We start from the raw sequence: 18,840 nt of genomic DNA on the forward strand, positions 1-18,840 counted from the left end.
CGGGAGCCAGCTCCACGCCACCGCAACTTTAGGTCAAGGCGCGCCGGTTTAACTGCGGTCCCCTGCCTCCCGCCGCCGCGCGCGGTCCCCGTGGCGCTCCCGCGCGCCGCCGGCCTCAGCCACCGCCCTTCATATAGGCGGCGAAGGCCTCGGCGTAGTCGGGATGCCAGCGCGACAGCGCCGGCCGGTTCTCGACGATGTCGCCCATGCCCCAGCGCATGCGCTTGAGGTCCATCTCGCGCGTCACCTCATTGTCCGGGCAGAGCAGGTAGAAGTCGCCCTTGCCGAGGCCGTCCAGCATGAAGTCGGCCACCTGCTCGGAGGTCCAGGCCCCCGCCGGCTTCTCGCTCACCCCCTTGGCGCGGGTGAAGCCGGTATAGGTGAAGCCGGGGATCAGCAGATGCGCGCTCACCCGCCCGCCGGTCTGTTTGACGAGGTCGTGCGAGACGGATTCCGCCAGCGCCCGCAACGCCGCCTTCGAGACATTGTAGGCGGTGTCGCCCGGCGGCAGGGTGATGCTCTGCTTGGAGCCGGTCACCACCACCGCGCCGGGCAGCGCCGAGCCGGTCATGTCCGGCAGGAAGAGCTGCAGCCCGTGGAACACGCCCCAGAAATTGACGTCCAGCGTGCGGCGCCACACCGCCTCGTCGGCGGCAAGCCCGCCACCGCCCTCGCGGCCGGCATTGCACATCAGCACCGTCACCGGCCCCATGCGGTCGGCCTGCGCCTTGGCGGCGGCCATCTGCGCGCGGTCGCTCACATCGGCCGGCGCCGCCACCGCCGCGATGCCCTCGGCCTTGAGCGCGTCCACCGCCTCGGTGAGCGCGGCGCCCGGCAGGTCGACGACGAGCACCGCCATGCCCGCCGCGCCGAAACGTCGGGCGGCGGCGAGCCCGATGCCGCTGGCGCCGCCGGTGACGACCGCGACGCGGTCGGGTGCGATGGCCGGATGTGTCATGGTGCTTCCCTCGGTTTCGCCGTGGCCCCGCCCGCCCCACTGGAACGGCCCGGCCAATTCCCGGGACGGCAGGCCCTTCCCTATAGCGCCGCCTCCCGCCGCCCCGAACCCGGCTTTCCTCATCGCCGCGTTGAACCTAGCTCAACGATCGGCAGGCGCGCGGCAGGAAAACACCCCCGCGCATCGGAAAATGCGATCATCAGCATTGAACATGTTTATTCCGATGCCGTAAAGTTATCCGCGTTTACCTGCACCATCACACGATGAAACGTATATTTATTGAATAGAGATTTCCTATCTTAGAAATAGAACTACATAATTTTATCTGATTAAATATGCGCCTTCATCCTGTATCGCTGCTTCCCCCATGGGCATACGTAGAGTTATTGGCACAGATTCCCTAGTGTTTCTGCTGCTGGCACGCTCGATGCAAACAGATCCGCGGTCTTTCTCTAGGGCAAGGAACGCGCATCATGTTCACTCTCTCGTCCCTGAAGCGGCTCGCCACCGTCGGCGTCGTTGCTTCGGTGCTCGGCGCCGCCGGGCTGGCCTCCCCGGCGTTCTCCCAGACAAAGCTGCGGCTGGCGGTGGAAACCAATGCCGGCGATCCGCTCAACATCATGCTGGCCAATTTCCGCGACGCGCTCGCCAAGTCGGCCGGCTCGGGCGTCGCCATCGAGTTCTTCGAGGGCGGCGCGCTCGGCGACGAGACCGCGCTGATGGAACTGATCCGCGCCGGCGAGGTGCAAGTCGTGCCGCTCGGATCCGACGTCGTCACCCTCGACAAGGGCTTCTCGGTGCTCGACACGCCGTTCCTGTTCGCCGACAAGGCGGCCGCCCGCGCCGCCTTCGACGGCAAGTTCGGCGAGCTGCTCGGCGCCTCGCTGCGCGAGAAGGCCGGCCTCGAGGTCCTCGCCTTCGGCGAACTCGGCTTCCGCACCATCTCGACCACAGCCAAGCAGATCAACGTTCCCGCCGATCTCAAGGGCCTGAAGATCCGCACGCCGGGGAGCCCGACCCGCATCCTCGCCTTCAAGACGCTGGGTGCCGCGCCCACCCCGATGCCGCTCGGTGAGGTCTACATGGCGCTGAAGCAGGGCGCACTGGACGGCCAGGAGAACCCGCTCTCGGTGATCAAGGACTTCTCCTTCTTCGAGGTGCAGAAGTTCATCGCGCTGACCAACCACGTCTACACCCCCATCACCCTCGCCATGAACGGCGCCGCCTATGACGCGCTCCCCGCCGAGATGAAGGCCAAGCTGAAGGAAGCCGCCAAGGCCGGCAGCGCTGCCACCCGCAAGGTCTCCGACGACAGCGACGCCCGCCTCGTCGATGAGTTCAAGTCCAAGGGCGTCACGGTGACGACGCCGGATCTCGCCGCCTTCCGCGCCGCCGCCGAGCCGGTGAAGGGCGAGATCGCCAAGGTGGTCGGCCCCGACCTCATGGCCAAGCTCGAAGCCAGCCTGAAGTGAATGCGAGCGAGCTTTCCGAGATGACCTCGATCACTGGTGAGGAAGCCCGCGAGGGCTTCCGTTACGACGGCTACGCCACCCTCGGCCGCCTCGGCCTCATCTACATCGCCTCCAGCATCGTCATGGACGCCGAATGGGCGGCCATGGCGGCGCCGGGCCTGTCGATCCACACCACCCGCGTGCGCCTGCCCAAGGTCACGCTGGAAGGCATCGACCAGATGATGAACGCGCCGGAGCTGGAGCAGTCCGCCCGGCTGGTCGGCTCGGCGCCGATCGACGTGCTGTGCTTCGGCGGTACCAGCGCCTCCTTCGTCTACGGTACCGCCTATGACAAGGCGCTGATCGGCCGCATGGAGGGCTGGGCGCCGGGGGTGAAGGCCACCACCGCCTCCACCGCCTCGCTCGCCGCGCTCAAGGAGGTGAAGGCCGGCCCGGTGGCGCTCGCCACGCCCTATGTCGACGCCATCCACCAGCGGGCAATCAACTTCCTCGAATCCAACGGCCACAAGGTGCTCAACAGCGGCAATCTCGGCATCGACGAGGATTGGGCGCTCGCCGAGGTGCCGCTGGAAAAGGTGTTCGACCATGTCGTCGCCTGCGACCACCCGGACGCCACGGCGATCTTCATCTCCTGCACCAATTTCCGCTCCGCCGGCGTCATCGAGGCGCTGGAGACCGCGCTCGGCAAGCCGGTGATCTCCGCCGTGCAGGCCTCGTTCTGGCATTGCCTGGAAGTCGCCGGCATCGACGGCGCCCGTCCCGGCTATGGCCAGCTCTTCGCCCGCCGCCTCGCTGCCGAAGGAGGAACGCCGTCATGACCTTCAAGCTTCTGGAGGCGCGGCGCACGCCCTCCGACCTTGTCGGCCGCGCCAGCCTCATCGGTGCGGCCTCCTGGCTCTTGGAGACCGCCGGCGTGGTGCTGATGGCGGCGCTGAGCGTGCTGGTGCTCGCCAACGCGACCGGCCGCTATTTCCTCAACAACCCGCTGCCCTGGACCGAGGAGGCCGTCTCGATCCTCTTGGTGTGGATCGCCGCGGTCGGCGTGGTGCTGGCGGCGGGGCGCGGCGCCCTGGTCGGCTGCGAGATCGTCACCAGCCGGCTGAACGCGCGCAATGCCCGCACGCTCTCGCAGGTGATCAGCTTCACCAGTGCTCTCCTGATGCTCGGCGTCGCCTGGTTCTCCTGGCGCTACATGATGGTGTTCGGCCGCGACGTCACGCCGATGCTCGACATACCCAAGTCCTGGATCTCCGGCGGCCTTCTCGCCGCCGCGCTCGGCATGGCCATCGCCTTCCTCTACCGCACCGTCGTGCCGCACGCCCCGGTGCACATCGAGGATCTCGCGCAGGAGATCGCCGACCACCCCGCCCATGAGGTGAAACTATGATGCTCGCCCTCGCCGGCGGCTCGCTCGTCGCCCTCTGCCTATTGGTCGTGACCGGCTTCCCGATCATCGTGGCGCTGGTCGCCTCGGTGTTCATCTTCCTGTCGATCAGCGGCGGCTGGTCGCTCGCGCTGCCGCAGCAGACGCTGACCGGCGTCGCCGACTACATCCTCGTCACCCTGCCCCTGTTCATCCTTGCCGGCGGCATCATGAACAATGGCGGCATCGCCAAGCGGCTGTTCGACTTCGCGGTGGCGCTGGTGGGGTGGATGCGCGGCGGCCTCGCCCATGTCGACGTGGTCACCTCGGTGCTGTTCGGCGGCATGATCGGCACCTCGGTGGCCGATCTCGCCGGCACCGGCTCGGTCACCATCCCGCATCTGAAGAAGCACGGCTATCCCGGTCCCTTCGCCGCAGCGGTCACCGCCACCTCCTCGGGGATCGGCGTGCTGATACCGCCCTCCTCGCCGATGATCCTCTATTCGGCGGTGACGGGCACCTCGCTCGGCGCGCTGTTCCTCGCCGGCGTGGTGCCGGGCCTGTTGATGGGCGGCATGATGATGGGGGTGATCTCCTTCCTCGCGCCGCGCCGGGGCTGGGGCACCGCCGGGCCTTTCATGCCGGCCGAGGTGTGGCGCACCGGCAAGCGCGCCATCCTGCCGCTCGGCCTGCCGGCCTTCATCCTGATCAGCCTGATCTCCGGCGTGTGCACGCCGAGCGAGGCCGGCGCCTTCGCCCTCGCCTATGCGTTCGTCCTGTCGAAATTCGTCTACCGCTCGATCACCTGGTCGGAACTGCGCCAGGTGACGGTGGATGGGGTGATCATGACCGGCGAGGTGTTGATCGTGGTGGGCTTCTCCACCGCGCTCGGCTGGGCGCTGTCGCAGGCCAAGGTACCGATCGCGCTGGCCGACGGCCTTCAGATGCTGTTCCCCTTCGAGGGGCAGACGCTGAAGCTGCTGGTCCTGCTGCTGCTGGCGCTGATCGCCGGCATGGTGCTCGACCCGCTGATCCCGATGATCATGCCGGTGCTGCTGCCCTCGCTGATCGCCATGCAGGTCGACCTCGTGCATTTCGGCGTGCTGATCGTGGTGACGGTGGTGATCGGCCAGATCACCCCGCCGGTCGCCATCGCGATATTGGTGTCCGCCAAGATCGCGCGGGAGGACGTGGTGCATGTGTTCCGCGCCAACATGCCGTTCTTCTGGGGCATGATCGCGTTCCTCATCCTGCTCACCGCGGTGCCGTGGCTCTCCACCGGCCTGCCGTCGCTGATGGCGGAATGAACGCGCCGGCGGCGGCCCGAGGGTCGTCGCCGGATCTTTCGGCGACAAATGTAACAATCCGTCGCGCATCGATGCCTCGCGACAGCTGACGACAAAATCGATGGTGCATCGCGGAAACTCCGCGACAAATGCCCGCTAGCGTCCCTCCCGGTTCAAACAAGGGACAGCTATGCGCACCCCCGTCACTCGTGCCGTGACACTTGCCGCCGGTCTGTCGGTCGCCGCCGCGCTCGCCGCCTTCCATCTCGTCTTCGAGATCCCGGCCGGTCTGCCGTCCTCCGCGCAGGCACAGAGCCCGCAACCGGCCGCCGCGCCGCCCACGGTGACGGTCGCCCCCCCGGTGCGGCGCGAGATCGTCGAATGGCGCGAATTCGCCGGCCGCTTCGAGCCCAGCGCCGCGGTGGAGATCCGCGGCCGCGTCGTCGGCCACCTCGCCTCCATCGATGTCGAGGACGGCGCGCTGGTCGAGGCGGGCCAGTTGCTCTTCACCATCGATCCCCGCCCCTACCGCGCCGCGCTCGACGAGGCCCGCGCCCAGCTCGCCAGCGCCGCGGCGCAGGTCGAGCTCGCCGATCTCGAACTCAACCGCGCCGAGCAACTGGTCAGCTCCAGCGCCGTCTCGCAGTCGACCCTCGACCAGCGCCGCCAGCAGAAGAAGGCCGCCGACGCCGCCCGGGCGCTGGCGGAGGCCTCCGTCTCCAGCGCCGAGATCGATCTCGGTTTCACCGACATCCGCGCGCCCTTCGCCGGGCGGGTGTCCAATCGCCGGCTCGACATCGGCGCGCTGGTGTCGGACGGCGCCATCCTGACCACGCTGGTGGCGCTCGACCCGCTGTATTTCGTGTTCGACATCAGCGAGCAGGACCTACTGGCCTACCGGCAGGCCGCCGAGAGCGGCACGCTGCCGCTGCTCTACGACCGCCGCATCGCCGTCGAGGCGCGCGGGCAAGCCGACCGCGACTGGCCGCACAAGGGCACCGTCGATTTCGTCGACAACCGGCTCGAGGCCGGCGCCGGCACGCTCAGGGCCCGGGCGGTGATCGCCAATGCCGACGACGCCGTCATCCCCGGCCAGTTCGGCCATGTGCGCCTGCCCTTCTCCGGCAGCTATGCGGCGATGCTGGTGCCCGAGACCGCGCTGACCACCGACCAGGCCGACCGCGCGGTGTTCACGGTGGCGGAAGACGGCACGGTCGCCTCCGCCCGGGTGCAGCTCGGCCCGCGCCAGGATGACGGGCTGCGCATCGTGCGCAGCGGCCTCGATCCCGAGGACCGCGTCGTCGTTGGCGGCCTGATGCGGGTACGCGCCGGGCAGAAGGTGACCACGCAGACGGCGGAGGCCGAGCCGCGCGCCGCCGCGCTCGCTCCTATCCCCGCCAACTGAGGGACGGTCCGATGCGCCTCGCCCATTTCTGCATCGACCGGCCGATCTTCGCCACCGTGCTGTCGATCCTCATCGTGCTGGTCGGCCTCGCCGGCTACGTCACCCTGCCGATCGCGCAATATCCGGAGATCGCTCCGCCCACCGTGGTGGTGAGCGCGCAATATCCCGGCGCCTCCGCCGAGGTGCTCAGCAACACGGTGGCCACCCCGATCGAGCAGGAGATCAACGGCGTCGAGAACATGCTCTACATGTCCTCGCAGGCGACCGGCGACGGCCAGCTCTCCATCACCGTCACCTTCGCGCTCGGCACCGATATCGACGACGCGCAGGTGCAGGTGCAGAACCGCGTCGCGGTGGCCTCGCCGCGCCTGCCGGAGGCGGTCAGCCGCGTCGGCGTCACGGTCCGCAAGTCGTCACCGGACATCCTCATGGTGGTGCAGCTGTTCTCGCCGGACAATTCGCGCGATCAGCTCTATCTCTCCAACTACGCCACCCTCCAGCTGCGCGACGCGCTGCTGCGGGTGCCGGGCGTCGGCGACGTGCGCCTGCCGGCCTCGCGCGACTACGCGATGGTGATCTGGCTCGATCCTGACCGTGTCGCCGCGCGCAATCTCACCGCCGGCGAGGTGGTGGAGGCGCTGGCGGCGCAGAACGTGCAGGTCGCCGCCGGCATGCTCAATCAGCCGCCAGTACCGCCGGGCGGCGCCTTCCAGCTCAATGTCGAGACGCTGGGCCGGCTGTCCGAACCGGCGCAGTTCGAGAACATCATCGTGCGCACCGATGCGGATGGCCGCGTCACCCGCGTGCGCGACATCGCCCGCGTCGAGCTCACGGCGCAAAGCTATCGCGCCGGCGCCAATCTGGACGGCCGTCCGGCGCAGCCCGTCCAGGTGGTCCAGCAGCCGGGCACGAACGCGCTGGAAACCTCCGAGCGGGTCGTGGCGGAAATGCGCCAGCTCGGCGAGACGCTGCCGTCCGGCGTCGCCTACGACATTCCCTTCAATCCGACGCTGTTCATCGAGGAGTCGGTCAACGAAGTCTACAAGACCCTCGGCGAGGCGATCCTGCTCGTGGTCGTCGTGGTCATCCTGTTCCTGCAGAGCTGGCGTGCCGCGGTCATTCCCATCCTCGCCATCCCGATCTCGCTGATCGGCACCTTCGCGGTGATGGCGGCGCTCGGCTACTCGCTCAACAACCTGTCGTTGCTCGGGCTGGTGCTGGCCATCGGCATCGTCGTCGACGACGCCATCGTGGTGGTGGAGAACATCGAGCGGCATCTGCGCGCCGGCCTGTCGCCGCGCGACGCCGCGCATCGCTCGATGGACGAGATTTCCGGCGCGCTGGTCGCCATCGCGCTGGTGCTGTCGGCGGTGTTCATTCCGGCCGCGCTGATCCCCGGCATTTCCGGCCAGTTCTTCCGGCAGTTCGCTGTCACTATCGCCGTCTCGACGATCATCTCCGCCTTCGTCTCGCTCACGCTGAGCCCCGCCCTCGGGGCGCTGCTGCTGAAGCCGCACCACGCGCATGCACCCCGCCGGGGGCCGCTCGGCTGGCTGGGGCGCGGCTTTTCCGCCTTCAATACCGGCTTCGACCGGCTCTCCTCCGGCTATGGCGGGATGACCCGGCGGGTGCTGCGGCTCGGCGCGCTCGCGCTCATTCCCTATGCCGGTCTCATCGCTCTCACCGGCTGGCAGCTCGAACGGGCGCCGCGCGGCTTCATCCCGGAGATGGACCAGGGCTATTTCATCACCTCGGTGCAGTTGCCGCCCGGCTCGGCGCTGCCGCGCACCGAGGCGGCGATGATCCAGCTGTCGAACCGATTGATGGAAATGGACGGCGTCGTCCATGTCGTCGCCATGGCCGGCATCGACGGCGCCACCTCCACCAGCAACTCCGCCGGCGGCATCGCCTTCGTCATCCTCGAACCCTTCGCCGAGCGGGCGGCGCGCGGCCTCGACGTCGATACCGTGATGGCGGCGATGCCGCGCCAGACCGCCGATATCGACGCGGCCCGACTGGTACCGATCAAGCCGCCGTCGGTACGCGGCATGGGCAATACCGGCGGCTTCAAGATGATGGTGCAGGACCGCACCGGCGGCACGCCGGCCGATCTCGAAACCGCGATCGGCGCCGTGGTGGCGGAAGCCGCCCGCCATCCCGAGCTGGTGCGCGTCTTCTCCTCCTTCAACACCGCCACCCCGAAGCTCTATGCCGACATCGACCGGGTGAAGGCGGAAATGCTCGGCGTGCCGTCGAGCCGGGTGTTCGAGGCGCTGGAGGTCTATCTCGGCTCCGCCTATGTCAACGACTTCAATCTCCTCGGCCGCACCTTCCAGGTACGGGCGCAGGCCGACGGCGCCTTCCGCCAGGATCCCGCCACCATCGCCAACTTCAAGACCCGCAGCGACAGCGACGCCATGGTGCCGTTGAGCGCGGTGGCGAATTTCGAGGAGCGCACCGGCCCCTATCGCATGCCGCGCTACAACCTCTCCATGGCCGGCGAGGTGCAGGGAGCGGCGGCGCCGGGCACCTCGACCGCCGGCGCGCTCGACAGCATGGAGGCGATCGCCACCAACGTCCTGCCGGCCGGCTACAGCTTCGAATGGACCGAGCTTGCCCTCCAGGAGCGGCTTGCCGGCAGCTCCGGGCTGATCGTCTTCGCCGCCTCCATCGTCTTCGTCTTCCTGCTGCTGGCGGCGCAGTACGAGAGCTGGATGCTGCCACTTTCCGTCATGCTCATCGTGCCATTGTGCCTGCTGGCGTCGATATCCGGCCTGCTGGTCGCCGCGATGAGCGTCGACATCCTCGCGCAGATCGGCTTCGTGGTGCTGATCGGCCTCGCCGCCAAGAACGCCATCCTGGTGGTGGAGTTCGCCCGCCAGCGCGAGGGGGAGGGCCTCGGCCCGGCCGAGGCGGCGGTGGACGCGGCGCGGGTGCGGCTGCGGCCGATCCTGATGACCTCGCTCGCCTTCATCCTCGGCGTGATGCCGCTGGTGCTGGCCGAGGGCGCCGGCGCCGAGCTGCGCCGCTCGCTCGGGGTGACCGTCTTCGCCGGCATGCTCGGGGTCACGCTGTTCGGCCTTCTCTTCACCCCGGCCTTCTACGCCATCTGCCGCGCCCTGCCCCGGCGGTCGGGCGCTTCGGTGCCGGCGAACGAACACGCCTGAGGCCGCCGCGCGCGGCCTCGCACGACTATTTCCATGGAACGGAGGTTCACATGTCCGACCATCCCGAACGCCCCTCCCCGCGCTGGCGCGACATCGGCGCCGGCTTCCTGCTCACCGCCGCCGTCCTGCTCGGCATGGTCGTGTTCGGCGATGCCGGGTCCGACATCGACCCGCTCGCCCTGCGCGCCGCCGACCCGCCGATCGTCAGCCGGCAGGTCGCCGACGACTGGCAGGAGAACGACGCATGGGGGCTGTATGACGACTGGCGGCCCGGCGAGCCGCCGACCTATCAGGTGACGACGCCGGAGGTCTCCTCGCGCGCCCGGCTGTACTGCCGTGGCGAACTGCCCGCCGCCTTCCTCGACGTGCTGCTGGAGGAATACGCGCGCTCCTAGGCAATGCCCCCCGCTCCGGCGGGGGCGAGCGCGCGGGACATCGCGCCGGCGGCCCCCATCGCCGGCGCGATGTCATCTCGAACGGCCAGCCACCATGCATCGGGGCAAGCCGTGACCGAAGCTCCGCAAAACTCACCCCGATCCGGCAAATGTATCCGCTGCCCAGAAACCTACAATTCCGATCGCCACGGATACATTGTCGGCACATATCGCCAAAACCCTGCGACAGGGCACGTTCATCTTTGCCATCAGACGACCACGACCGGGTCGTCGCCGAAAAGTTGTTTCCCTGAAGCCGACGGCTTCATCCAAGCAACCAAAAGGAATGGCATATGCGAATTCATACCGTCCGCGCCCTCGCCGCTCTTCTCTTGGCCGCCGCCGCTCTCACGCCGGCGAGCGCCGAGCTGCGCGCCTCCAGCGACGCCGAGCGCTATGCCGAGGCGCCGCGCAGCGCGCAGCAAGCCAAGCCGGCCCAGCGCGACGAGCCTCCCTCTTCCGCCAAGCCGGCCACCGCCCAGCAGCCCCGCGCCACCAAGACCCCTACCACCGTCGGCATCGTGCCCGACATCGCCCGCACCATCGAACAGAACGCCCGCGGCGGCCGCTGAACCGGGGGCCGCGAACCCGCCTTCCGGGCGGCGTTCGCGGTGCCGGCGGCCGGGGGCGCCCCCGCCGGGAGGAATTGTCGCAAGCCATCACGTGTGCGGCACCCGCGACATTCTGCGACAAATTTTTCGGTCGGCCCGCGAATTCTCCCTGTATTGGAATGGGCGAAGGACCAGCCGATGGAAGCGACACCGCACATTGCCGTCGTCGACGACAATCGCGACATCCGCGATCTCGTCGGCAAATATCTGCAGAAGCACGACTACCGCGTGAGCCTCGCCGAGAACGCGGCGGCGCTGCGGCGCCTCGTCGAGCGCAACGCCATCGACCTCGTGGTGCTCGACATCATGATGCCCGGCGAGGACGGCCTGTCGCTCTGCCGCTTCCTGCGCGAGACCACCCAGCTGCCGGTGATCATGCTGACCGCGATGGCGGAGGAAACCGACCGCATCGTCGGGCTGGAGCTCGGCGCCGACGACTATCTCACCAAGCCGTTCAACCCGCGCGAATTACTGGCCCGCATCAAGGCGGTGATGCGCCGGGTGCAGAGCCTGCCTCCGCAGCGGGCGCAGATCCAGGCGAAGGAAGTGCGCTTCGACCGCTGGCTGCTCCATGTCGGGCGCCGCGAGCTCATCGATCAGGACGGCATGAGCGTGCCGCTCTCCACCGCCGAGTTCCGGCTGCTCAGCGTGTTTCTCGACCATGCCGGGCTGGTGCTCAGCCGCGACCAGCTGCTCGACCTGGCGGTCGGACGCAATGCCGAGCCGTTCGATCGGGCGATCGACAACCGCGTGAGCCGGCTGCGCAAGAAGATCGAGAGCGATCCGAAATCGCCGGCGCTGATCAAGACCCATTGGGGCGGCGGCTACAGCTTCTCCGCCGAGGTGGTGTCGCAATGATCCGCCTGTGGAGCCGCAGCCTCACCGCGCGCTTCGTCGCCATCATGCTGCTGGCGCTCGCCTTCTCGCAGGGCGTGAGCTTCCTCTTGTCCATGGACGAGCGCGGCCAGGCGCTCGGCAAGGCCGCCAAGGCCGAATTCCTCAGCCGCTCCGCCTCGGTCGCCCAGCTTCTGGAATCGACGCCGCCGGAGCTGCGGGCGGACATATTGCGCGCCAGCGGCACCGGCTATTCGCGCTTCTGGGTGACGCCCGGCTTCCCGGCCGATGCCGCCGCCTGGCGGGAGGACGCGCGGCACCGGCTGGCCGAGTCGCTGCCGACGGTGGCGACCCTCGCCACCCCCGGCCATGCGTGGGCGACGGGGGATGACGAGATGTCGGTGGCCGGCATGTCCACCCAGGCAGGCGCCGCCGAGACGCAGCCGCTCGACAGACCGTCCTGGGTCGACATGCCCGCTTATGCCTGGCCGCTGTCGCGGCCGGCCAAGTTCCTCATTCTCGACGACGCCAACGGCATGGGCCTGACGGTGCGGCTCCAGGACGGGTCGTGGCTGTGCAGCGCCTTCGGCAAGAAGATCGTCAACAGCATCTGGAGCTCGCAATCGCTGCTGTCGCTGGGCGTCACCGCGCTGGTGCTGTCGATCAGCGCCGCCTTCATCGCGCGCTGGATGACGCGTCCGATGCGCCGGCTGGCGGTGGCGGCGGAGGCTTTGGGCCGCGGCGAGGGCGTCGAGCCGCTACCGGAGAACGGCCCGGACGACATCCGGCAGGCGGCGATCGCCTTCAACCTGATGCGGGCGCGCCTGCAGCGCTTCGTCGAGGACCGCACCCGCATGCTGGCCGCCATCGGCCACGATCTGCGCACGCCGATCACCTCGCTGCGGCTGCGCACCGAGTTCGTCTCCGATGACGAGACCCGCGAGCGGATGCTGGCGACCCTCGACGAGTTGCGCGCCATGACCGAGGCGACGCTCGCCTTCTCGCGCGAGGAGGCGGCCGAGGAGCCGACCCGCAATGTCGATCTCACCGCGCTGGTGGAAAGCCTGTGCGACGACCTCATCGAGATCGGCCACCAGGTGAGCTTCGTCGAGGCGCCGCGTATCGGCTATCGCTGCCGCGCCGATGCGCTGCGCCGTGCCGTTCGCAATCTCGTGGAGAACGCGGTGCGCTACGGCGAGCGAGCCCGCGTTGCCGTGCGCTCGCATTCGGGCGGCATCGAGATCGCCATCGAGGACGACGGCCCCGGCATTCCCACCGAGACGATGGAGCAGGTGTTCGCCCCGTTCTTCCGGCTGGAGAATTCGCGCAACCGAGAGACCGGCGGCATCGGCCTTGGCCTCTCCATCGCCCGCAACATCGTGCGCCATCACGGCGGCGACGTGACGCTCAGCAATACCGACAGCGGGTTGCGGGCGGTGATCGCCCTGCCCCACGCCGCCCCTGGCGATGGCCGCGATGCCGACAGCGGCGAGGGCAAGGCCCGCAGTCGCCTCCCCGCCTGGCACGCCCCGAGCCCGCGGCCCAAGCCCGCCGCCGTCTGAGCCGCCCGCCCCCGGGCGCTCCGCTCGCGCTCTCCCCTGACGCGCATCAAGGCCCCGCCGCTCGCGGGCGCGCGCTTGCGCCCCTCCTGAAGGCCCGGCTCCACGCTGCCGTCACGGCGGGTGGTGAAGCGTCGCATGTCGTCGGCTGCGACGTCACGCTGGCGCGCGCCGGACGATCTTCCGGCCTGCGGCGGCCTGCGGCGCCCGTGCCGGCGACCGGCCGCACCGGCTGCATTTCCCGGCACCGCAACGTGCGACCGCGCGCCGCGCGTCACCTGCTGATCGCTCGATAAAAAGCATTCACAAGACAGCGCAAACAAAAAAATCAGGTCGATAGGTAAGCCCGCCTGACTTTACCTCGAAAAAATTCCGATTCCTCCGAGGGATATCAAAAAACAGCTCCCACCCTCCTCATTTGCGGCGAGCATTTTCCGCAATTTCCGAAACTGTTACGGGCATTAAAAGTTTCAAACGAAGATAAAGCGAAGGTTCGTTTTCGGCCATTGTCATATTTTATAACGTAATTTCAGTGTGTTGACTCACCACGGCCGAACCGAGCACGGCGAACTCGCGAGCGGCGCGATTGACTCCCCTAGAGGAATCCGCAAGAATTTCGGGGCTAGAGTCTATTCTCGTATAAAATTCGAATATCTAGTATCGATGCCGCCAGCACCATCCATATACTGGAAGGTCGCTTTGTCATGCTTATATTTTATAGAATTATTACGTATTATAATACTGTTGTCTGGTTTTTTATTTTATGCATCATTAGAAAAAGATAATTTGGCCAAGTATTTAGAGCGCATATAATTTTGCGCAACGGGTACGTTTGCGCCATTTATCATAAATAAATGATTCCGCACGTATCAATAGGGGCTGCGACATGGCGGTAATAAGCGTTAATCTTGGAAGTTCCGATCAAACTATTGATTCCAGCAATTTCAATGCAGGTGACACGATCAGCATCACTGCTCTTGGCAGTAATACGCTGACGATCGATGGCGTCACGACGACGGTCAATTATGGGTTGGTGGGCGCGCAGGCCGCCGCAAACGTGACGATCGATGCCGTCAACGGCGCGAACGTCACGATCAACAACCCGATTGCCAATGTGAACGCCCTGTCTACCTTCACCTATGGGGTGAGCGGCGACTCCGCCATGACTCTGGCGTCCGGCACCGTGGTGCTTTCGCTGTCCACGAGCCCGAGCGTGGTCTTCTCCGCTGGCGGTGGCTCGTTCATCTACAACGACAATACGCTGCTGGGCAGCTCGATAACCTTCAACGTCAGCGGCTTCAGCACCGGCGACGTGGTGGGCGCGACGGATCAGCTCTTCACCAGTTCCAGCTACAGCTCCGGCACCCTCTCCCTCGTGTTCTCCGACAACGATGCCCTGGATGCCGATACCGTCCGGTACAACGTGGCCATGAGCCAGACGGACTACGACTTCATCGTCGCGAATGGCGGCGTGTCGGCGTTCATCAACGGCTCCGGCGACTTCGTCATGCCGGTGTGCTTCACCCGCGGCACGCTGATCGATACCCCGGAAGGCCCGGTGGCGATCGAGACGCTGAAGGCCGGCGACAAGGTGCTCGGCCGCTCCGGCGTGCGTGAGGTGAAGTGGGTCGGCTGGCGCGATTACGGCCCCGCCTGGCTGCGCAGCGCCGAGGCGAAGCTCCGCATCGCGCCGGTACGCATCCGCGCCGGTGCCTTCGCCGACAACATGCCGTCGAGCGACCTCCTGGTCTCTCCCTGGCACCACCTCCTGGTGAACGGCAAGCTGGTGCGCGCCAACGACCTGGTCAACGGCAGCACCATCGTGCAGGAGCTGGACACCCGCTCCGTCTCCTACTGGCACGTCGAGCTCGACCAGTTCGACGTGGTGCGCGCCCATGGCGTGTATTCGGAATCCTGGGCCGACGGCGGCAATCGCGACTTCTTCCAGAATGTCGACGTGACCACGCTGCGCCCCGAGGATCGCCAGCGCCGCAAGGCGGATCGCCCCGGCTTCGAGGCGCTGCGCGACGAGAAGCGCATCCGTCCGATCCGCGAGAAATTCGCCCTCCGCGCCAGGAAGCTGGCCGCCCGCGAAGCCGAGGCCGCCAGCGCCACGGACCGGACCGTCGCCGCGGCCTGATCCTCAGCCGCGCCACGCACCCATGAGCGGGACCCGCTTCGGACAACCGGAGCGGGTCTTTGCTGTCAGGTCCTCAGGCTTGCATGCGCCCGACCTCTGCGCGTAAAAACGTGCATTGATCGGTTCTTGCATCCATTGGCCGGGCATATTCGGCGCGAATGATAGTTTTACCGCCAAACGGACAGATATTTCACGCATGCATCACGTAGCGGTCACGGGATCGAGCCAGGCCAATCCTTATATGGATCTCCTCCTCTCGCGATGCCCGGCGTCGATCTCGCTCTCCCGGATCAGCAACAAGAAGATTTCCTTGATAAACGCGGAGCCGGCTCCGCAAATCGTTTTCATCAACTGGGAAGAACAGCTGTTCAGCGGCGCCACCTCCGCCTTCTCGGTGCGGTCGCTGACCACCCGCTATGTGCGCGAGCTGCGCAAATACAAGGAAGCCGGCGGACGCATCGCCTGGATGATCCACAACGCCCATCCCCACAGCGATCTGTTCACCCACCACGTCACGATGATGCGGCAGAAGATCGCGGCATTCGCCGACGTCATCCTGCATCAGAACGTCGGATCCCTGCGCTACCTCGAAACGGTCGATAGCGGCATCGATGCCGGGAAGAACTATTACCTGCCGCATCCGTCCTATCTGTCGGCCTATGATCTTCGGCCGTCACCGGAGAGCGAAAGGAAGTCGATCCTCATCTTCGGGCGCCTGCTGCCGTACAAGAACCTCGAATGGTTCATCCGGTTTCATGAGCTGCACATGCCGAAGGTGCCGCTGACCATCGCCGGCCAGTCGGACGACGCCGACTATGTGGATTTCCTCCGCAAGGCCGCCGCCGGAAACCGCAAGATCACCATCCTGGCGGAGCGCATCGAGGACCATGCGCTGCAGGGCCTGTTCGACAAGGCCCGCTGCGTGGTGCTGACCGACCATGACACGCTGAATTCCGGCATCGCGCATCTGGCGCTTCAGGGTGGGGCGGTCATCGTCGCGCCGGACACCGCCTATTACCGCGAAGTGCTGCCGCCGCCGGCCCACCGGTATTTCTACCCGATGAATTACATGGGGTTGAAGAAGGCGATCCAGGCCAGCTTCAAGCTGAGTCCCGACGGCCATCGGCAGCTGATCGCCTCCTATATGCGGCGGGCGCAGTATGTGAACAGCGACCGCATCAGCGATGCGCTGTTCCGGATCTTCGGTACCCTGCTCGATATGAACGCCGTGGCAGATCCGGCGCCGATCGCGCTGGAGGAATCCTGATCCTCGTCGCCGCGCACCGCCAGCGGGCGGCGCGCATGCCGCGCGAACCGTCCCCGCGGCGCCACCGCGCGTCCCGGCGAAACGCGGAGCCCGCCGATCCGGTGACCCGGAGGCGAACCGCCCGGCCTCACAGGCGATAGAGGATCTGGTCCGTCCAGAAGCGCTCCAGCCGCTGCAGCGCCTTGTTGATCACCTGGAAGTCCTGCGAGCCGATGCCGCCGATCTGCTCGATGGTGGCGATGTGCTTGGCGTAGAGCGAGCCCACGATGTCGCGCACCTCCTCGCCCTTGCGGGTCAGGCTGATGCGCACCGCCCGCCGGTCGACGCGGGAGCGCTGGTGGTCGAGATAGCCGGTCTCGACCAGCTTCTTCAGATTGTAGGAGACGTTGGCGCCGAGATAATAGCCGCGCGTGCGCAGCTCGCCTGCGGTCAGCTCGGAATCGCCGATGTTGAACAGAAGCAGCGCCTGCACCGGGTTGACGTCGTCGCGGCCGCGCCGGTCGAACTCGTCCTTCACCACGTCGAGCAGACGGCGATGCAGCCGCTCAACCAGCGTCATCGCCTCGTGATAGAGCGGCGTGATCGGGTCCTGCGGCACGTCGTCGGGTACGGGCGCCAAGGCCCGCGCTGCACTTCTCATCTCGACACCCCGGCTCGAACGTCATGGGGAATTCTTCCCCTTGGGGACTTCTCCCTCTGTCGTTCCATATTCCGGGGTGCGTCTGAAAGCCCGTTTAAGCGGAAGGCTGAATCGAATCCAAACGTCTATGGCTTACAAAGGGTTAAGCCTCAGCGTTCCGCCTCGCGGCCGGCCTTGTAGGTGAGCCAGGCATAGACCGCCACCAGCACGGTCTCCACCGCCGCGACGATGATCAGCCGCCCCACGCCTTCCGGCGCCGAGACGTTGATCAGGATCTGCACCATGGCGGTGACCAGCCAGAGCACCACGCCCCAGGCCGCCCCCAGCCATAGGCCCACCGCCGCCACCGGATTCATGATGGCGGCCCAGATCACCGCCGATTGGGCGGCCAGAGACAGCATCTCGAAGCGGCTGGTCTCGCCGTCCCAGACCCCGCAGATCAGCGTCCAGCTGTACACCGTCTTGATCAGCAGCAGCCCGGCCAGCCCGCGCAGATAGAGCAGCACCCGCCGCTGCCAGGGCGGCATGGCGGCGCCGGCGGGACCGAGGGTGGCGTCGATGGGATCGTAGAGTGTGCTCATTCTGCCTCAATAGCGGAAATTCGCGTCACGTCAGCAGCAAATCGTCTGGCAAGGGCTCGTCGAACATCGCCGCGACGGCGGCGGGGTCGACCTCGTCGAGGGTCGCGGGCTGCCAGCGCGGCGCCTGGTCCTTGTCCACCAGCACCGCCCGCACGCCCTCGTAGAAATCGTGGCCCGCCAGCAGCCGCGTCACCATGCGGAATTCTAGTGTCAGGCAGCCGGCGAGATCGTGGGCGAGGCCGCGCTGCATCTGCGCGAAGGCGATGTGCACGCTGGTCGGCGAAGCCCGGCGGATCGTCTCCGCCTGCTTGGCGGCGAATTCGCCCTCCACCCCCTCTAGCGTGGCGGCATGATCGAGCGCCGCCATCACCGCCGCCACGCTGCCGCCGGCGAACACCCGATCGATGGTGGGAAACAGCGGGCCGAGCGGCGGCGGTGGCGGCACCACGGAAAACCGCGCCAGCAGCGGTTCCACCGCATCGCCGGCGGCGAGCGCGGCGACGAGGTCCGGCCAGCGCTCCGCCGGCACGTGATGGGTGTAGAGGCCGAGCGCCATGGCGTCGGCCATGCCGATGCGCGCGCCGGTCATGGCGAGCCAGGTGCCGCTCCAGCCAGGGAGGCGCGGCAGCACATAGGTGCCGCCGACATCGGGAAACAGGCCGATCGCCACTTCCGGCATTGCGAAGCCCAGCCCCTCCCCGGCGACGCGGTAGCGGGCATGGCCGGAAATGCCGAAGCCGCCGCCGAAGCACAGCCCGCCGACCAGCGCCACGAACGGCTTGGGATAGCGCGAGATCAGATGATTGAGCGGGTATTCGTCGCGCCAGAAGCGGCGCGCCTCCTCGGCCCGCCCCGCGCGGCCGAGATCGTGCATCGCCCGCACGTCGCCGCCGACGCAGAAGGCCCGCTCATGCGCCGAGCGCAGCACCACTACCGACACCGCCGAATCGTCGGCCCAGGCGTCGAGCGTCGCCCGCATCGCACACACCATCTTGTGATCGAGGGCGTTCAGCGCCTTCGGGCGGTCCAGCGTGATGATTCCGGCGGTACCCGAGACCTCGAAACGGATACCGATGGGCTCATTGATCATGCCTGCTCTCCCAGCCGCGCGCGCCGCCGGGGG

16 protein-coding genes are annotated in these 18,840 nt (G+C 67.3%); 12 read left to right on the forward strand and 4 right to left on the reverse strand.

The features are described from left to right. Positions 1-115 precede the first annotated feature (115 nt). Positions 116-958 carry an SDR family NAD(P)-dependent oxidoreductase gene (locus tag LGR54_RS16110; RefSeq protein ID WP_230363012.1) on the reverse strand — a complete coding sequence of 281 codons (843 nt, stop codon included), beginning with the start codon at positions 956-958 and terminating at the stop codon, positions 116-118. Positions 959-1,431: 473 nt separating this feature from the next. Here LGR54_RS16110 and LGR54_RS16115 point away from each other — a divergent pair, with 473 nt between their 5' ends. From LGR54_RS16115 to LGR54_RS16170, 12 genes are all read left to right on the forward strand, one after another. Further along, positions 1,432-2,430: a TRAP transporter substrate-binding protein gene (locus tag LGR54_RS16115; protein WP_230363013.1), complete on the forward strand. Its 999-nt coding sequence runs from the start codon at positions 1,432-1,434 to the stop codon at positions 2,428-2,430. Positions 2,431-2,450: 20 nt separating this feature from the next. Continuing rightward, entirely contained in the window at positions 2,451-3,248 is a 798-nt protein-coding gene (locus LGR54_RS16120) for an Asp/Glu racemase (protein WP_230363014.1), read from the forward strand. Then, the gene (locus tag LGR54_RS16125; protein ID WP_230363015.1) at positions 3,245-3,817 is read left to right on the forward strand and encodes a TRAP transporter small permease; all 573 of its coding nucleotides are present in this window, start codon (positions 3,245-3,247) and stop codon (positions 3,815-3,817) included. The genes LGR54_RS16120 and LGR54_RS16125 overlap by 4 nt, the downstream gene beginning before the upstream one ends. Beyond that, positions 3,814-5,100, forward strand: coding sequence for a TRAP transporter large permease (locus LGR54_RS16130; protein WP_230363016.1), 1,287 nt, complete (start codon positions 3,814-3,816; stop codon positions 5,098-5,100). Before LGR54_RS16125 ends, LGR54_RS16130 begins: the two co-directional genes overlap by 4 nt. Before the next feature lie 169 nt (positions 5,101-5,269). Next, complete coding sequence (locus tag LGR54_RS16135) at positions 5,270-6,484, forward strand: efflux RND transporter periplasmic adaptor subunit (RefSeq protein ID WP_230363017.1); 1,215 nt, start codon at positions 5,270-5,272, stop codon at positions 6,482-6,484. An 11-nt stretch (positions 6,485-6,495) separates the two neighbouring features. Further along, complete coding sequence (locus LGR54_RS16140; RefSeq protein WP_230363018.1) at positions 6,496-9,651, forward strand: efflux RND transporter permease subunit; 3,156 nt, start codon at positions 6,496-6,498, stop codon at positions 9,649-9,651. A 50-nt stretch (positions 9,652-9,701) separates the two neighbouring features. Next, positions 9,702-10,046 (forward strand): hypothetical protein, encoded by a 345-nt coding sequence (locus LGR54_RS16145; protein WP_230363019.1) that lies wholly within the window; start codon positions 9,702-9,704, stop codon positions 10,044-10,046. 332 nt (positions 10,047-10,378) lie between these two features. Continuing rightward, positions 10,379-10,657: a hypothetical protein gene (locus LGR54_RS16150; RefSeq protein ID WP_230363020.1), complete on the forward strand. Its 279-nt coding sequence runs from the start codon at positions 10,379-10,381 to the stop codon at positions 10,655-10,657. A 177-nt stretch (positions 10,658-10,834) separates the two neighbouring features. Beyond that, positions 10,835-11,554: a response regulator gene (locus LGR54_RS16155; protein ID WP_230363021.1), complete on the forward strand. Its 720-nt coding sequence runs from the start codon at positions 10,835-10,837 to the stop codon at positions 11,552-11,554. Continuing rightward, the gene (locus LGR54_RS16160; RefSeq protein ID WP_230363022.1) at positions 11,551-13,092 is read left to right on the forward strand and encodes an ATP-binding protein; all 1,542 of its coding nucleotides are present in this window, start codon (positions 11,551-11,553) and stop codon (positions 13,090-13,092) included. Before LGR54_RS16155 ends, LGR54_RS16160 begins: the two co-directional genes overlap by 4 nt. 883 nt (positions 13,093-13,975) lie before the next feature. Next, a complete protein-coding gene (locus tag LGR54_RS16165) occupies positions 13,976-15,229 on the forward strand; it encodes a Hint domain-containing protein (protein ID WP_230363023.1) in 1,254 nt (417 codons plus the stop codon). Between the two features lie 310 nt (positions 15,230-15,539). Beyond that, positions 15,540-16,496, forward strand: a complete 957-nt coding sequence (locus tag LGR54_RS16170) for a glycosyltransferase (RefSeq protein WP_230363024.1) — start codon at positions 15,540-15,542, stop codon at positions 16,494-16,496. A 127-nt stretch (positions 16,497-16,623) separates the two neighbouring features. Here LGR54_RS16170 and ldtR read toward each other — a convergent pair whose 3' ends face one another. The 3 genes from ldtR to LGR54_RS16185 form a co-directional block, all read right to left on the reverse strand. Next, entirely contained in the window at positions 16,624-17,136 is a 513-nt protein-coding gene (ldtR, locus tag LGR54_RS16175) for a transcriptional regulator LdtR (RefSeq protein WP_230363025.1), read from the reverse strand. A 149-nt stretch (positions 17,137-17,285) separates the two neighbouring features. Beyond that, positions 17,286-17,717, reverse strand: a complete 432-nt coding sequence (locus LGR54_RS16180; protein WP_230363026.1) for a DUF6163 family protein — start codon at positions 17,715-17,717, stop codon at positions 17,286-17,288. Between the two features lie 25 nt (positions 17,718-17,742). Beyond that, a complete protein-coding gene (locus LGR54_RS16185; RefSeq protein ID WP_230363027.1) occupies positions 17,743-18,807 on the reverse strand; it encodes an enoyl-CoA hydratase/isomerase family protein in 1,065 nt (354 codons plus the stop codon). Between the last annotated feature and the right edge of the window lie 33 nt (positions 18,808-18,840).

The sequence above is a fragment of the Ancylobacter sp. Lp-2 genome (genome assembly GCF_020523795.1).
Classification (GTDB): Bacteria; Pseudomonadota; Alphaproteobacteria; order Rhizobiales; family Xanthobacteraceae; genus Ancylobacter.

What these genes read in the sequence shown, in the direction of transcription:
- LGR54_RS16145 (WP_230363019.1), top strand. Translation starts at nt 9,702, where the DNA reads ATGTCCGACCATCCCGAACGCCCCTCCCCGCGCTGGCGCGACATCGGC.
- LGR54_RS16135 (WP_230363017.1), top strand. Translation starts at nt 5,270, where the DNA reads ATGCGCACCCCCGTCACTCGTGCCGTGACACTTGCCGCCGGTCTGTCG.
- LGR54_RS16160 (WP_230363022.1), top strand. Translation starts at nt 11,551, where the DNA reads ATGATCCGCCTGTGGAGCCGCAGCCTCACCGCGCGCTTCGTCGCCATC.
- LGR54_RS16130 (WP_230363016.1), top strand. Translation starts at nt 3,814, where the DNA reads ATGATGCTCGCCCTCGCCGGCGGCTCGCTCGTCGCCCTCTGCCTATTG.
- LGR54_RS16140 (WP_230363018.1), top strand. Translation starts at nt 6,496, where the DNA reads ATGCGCCTCGCCCATTTCTGCATCGACCGGCCGATCTTCGCCACCGTG.
- LGR54_RS16110 (WP_230363012.1), bottom strand. Translation starts at nt 958, where the DNA reads ATGACACATCCGGCCATCGCACCCGACCGCGTCGCGGTCGTCACCGGC.
- LGR54_RS16150 (WP_230363020.1), top strand. Translation starts at nt 10,379, where the DNA reads ATGCGAATTCATACCGTCCGCGCCCTCGCCGCTCTTCTCTTGGCCGCC.
- LGR54_RS16185 (WP_230363027.1), bottom strand. Translation starts at nt 18,807, where the DNA reads ATGATCAATGAGCCCATCGGTATCCGTTTCGAGGTCTCGGGTACCGCC.
- LGR54_RS16125 (WP_230363015.1), top strand. Translation starts at nt 3,245, where the DNA reads ATGACCTTCAAGCTTCTGGAGGCGCGGCGCACGCCCTCCGACCTTGTC.
- LGR54_RS16155 (WP_230363021.1), top strand. Translation starts at nt 10,835, where the DNA reads ATGGAAGCGACACCGCACATTGCCGTCGTCGACGACAATCGCGACATC.
- ldtR (WP_230363025.1), bottom strand. Translation starts at nt 17,136, where the DNA reads ATGAGAAGTGCAGCGCGGGCCTTGGCGCCCGTACCCGACGACGTGCCG.
- LGR54_RS16120 (WP_230363014.1), top strand. Translation starts at nt 2,451, where the DNA reads ATGACCTCGATCACTGGTGAGGAAGCCCGCGAGGGCTTCCGTTACGAC.
- LGR54_RS16115 (WP_230363013.1), top strand. Translation starts at nt 1,432, where the DNA reads ATGTTCACTCTCTCGTCCCTGAAGCGGCTCGCCACCGTCGGCGTCGTT.
- LGR54_RS16180 (WP_230363026.1), bottom strand. Translation starts at nt 17,717, where the DNA reads ATGAGCACACTCTACGATCCCATCGACGCCACCCTCGGTCCCGCCGGC.
- LGR54_RS16165 (WP_230363023.1), top strand. Translation starts at nt 13,976, where the DNA reads ATGGCGGTAATAAGCGTTAATCTTGGAAGTTCCGATCAAACTATTGAT.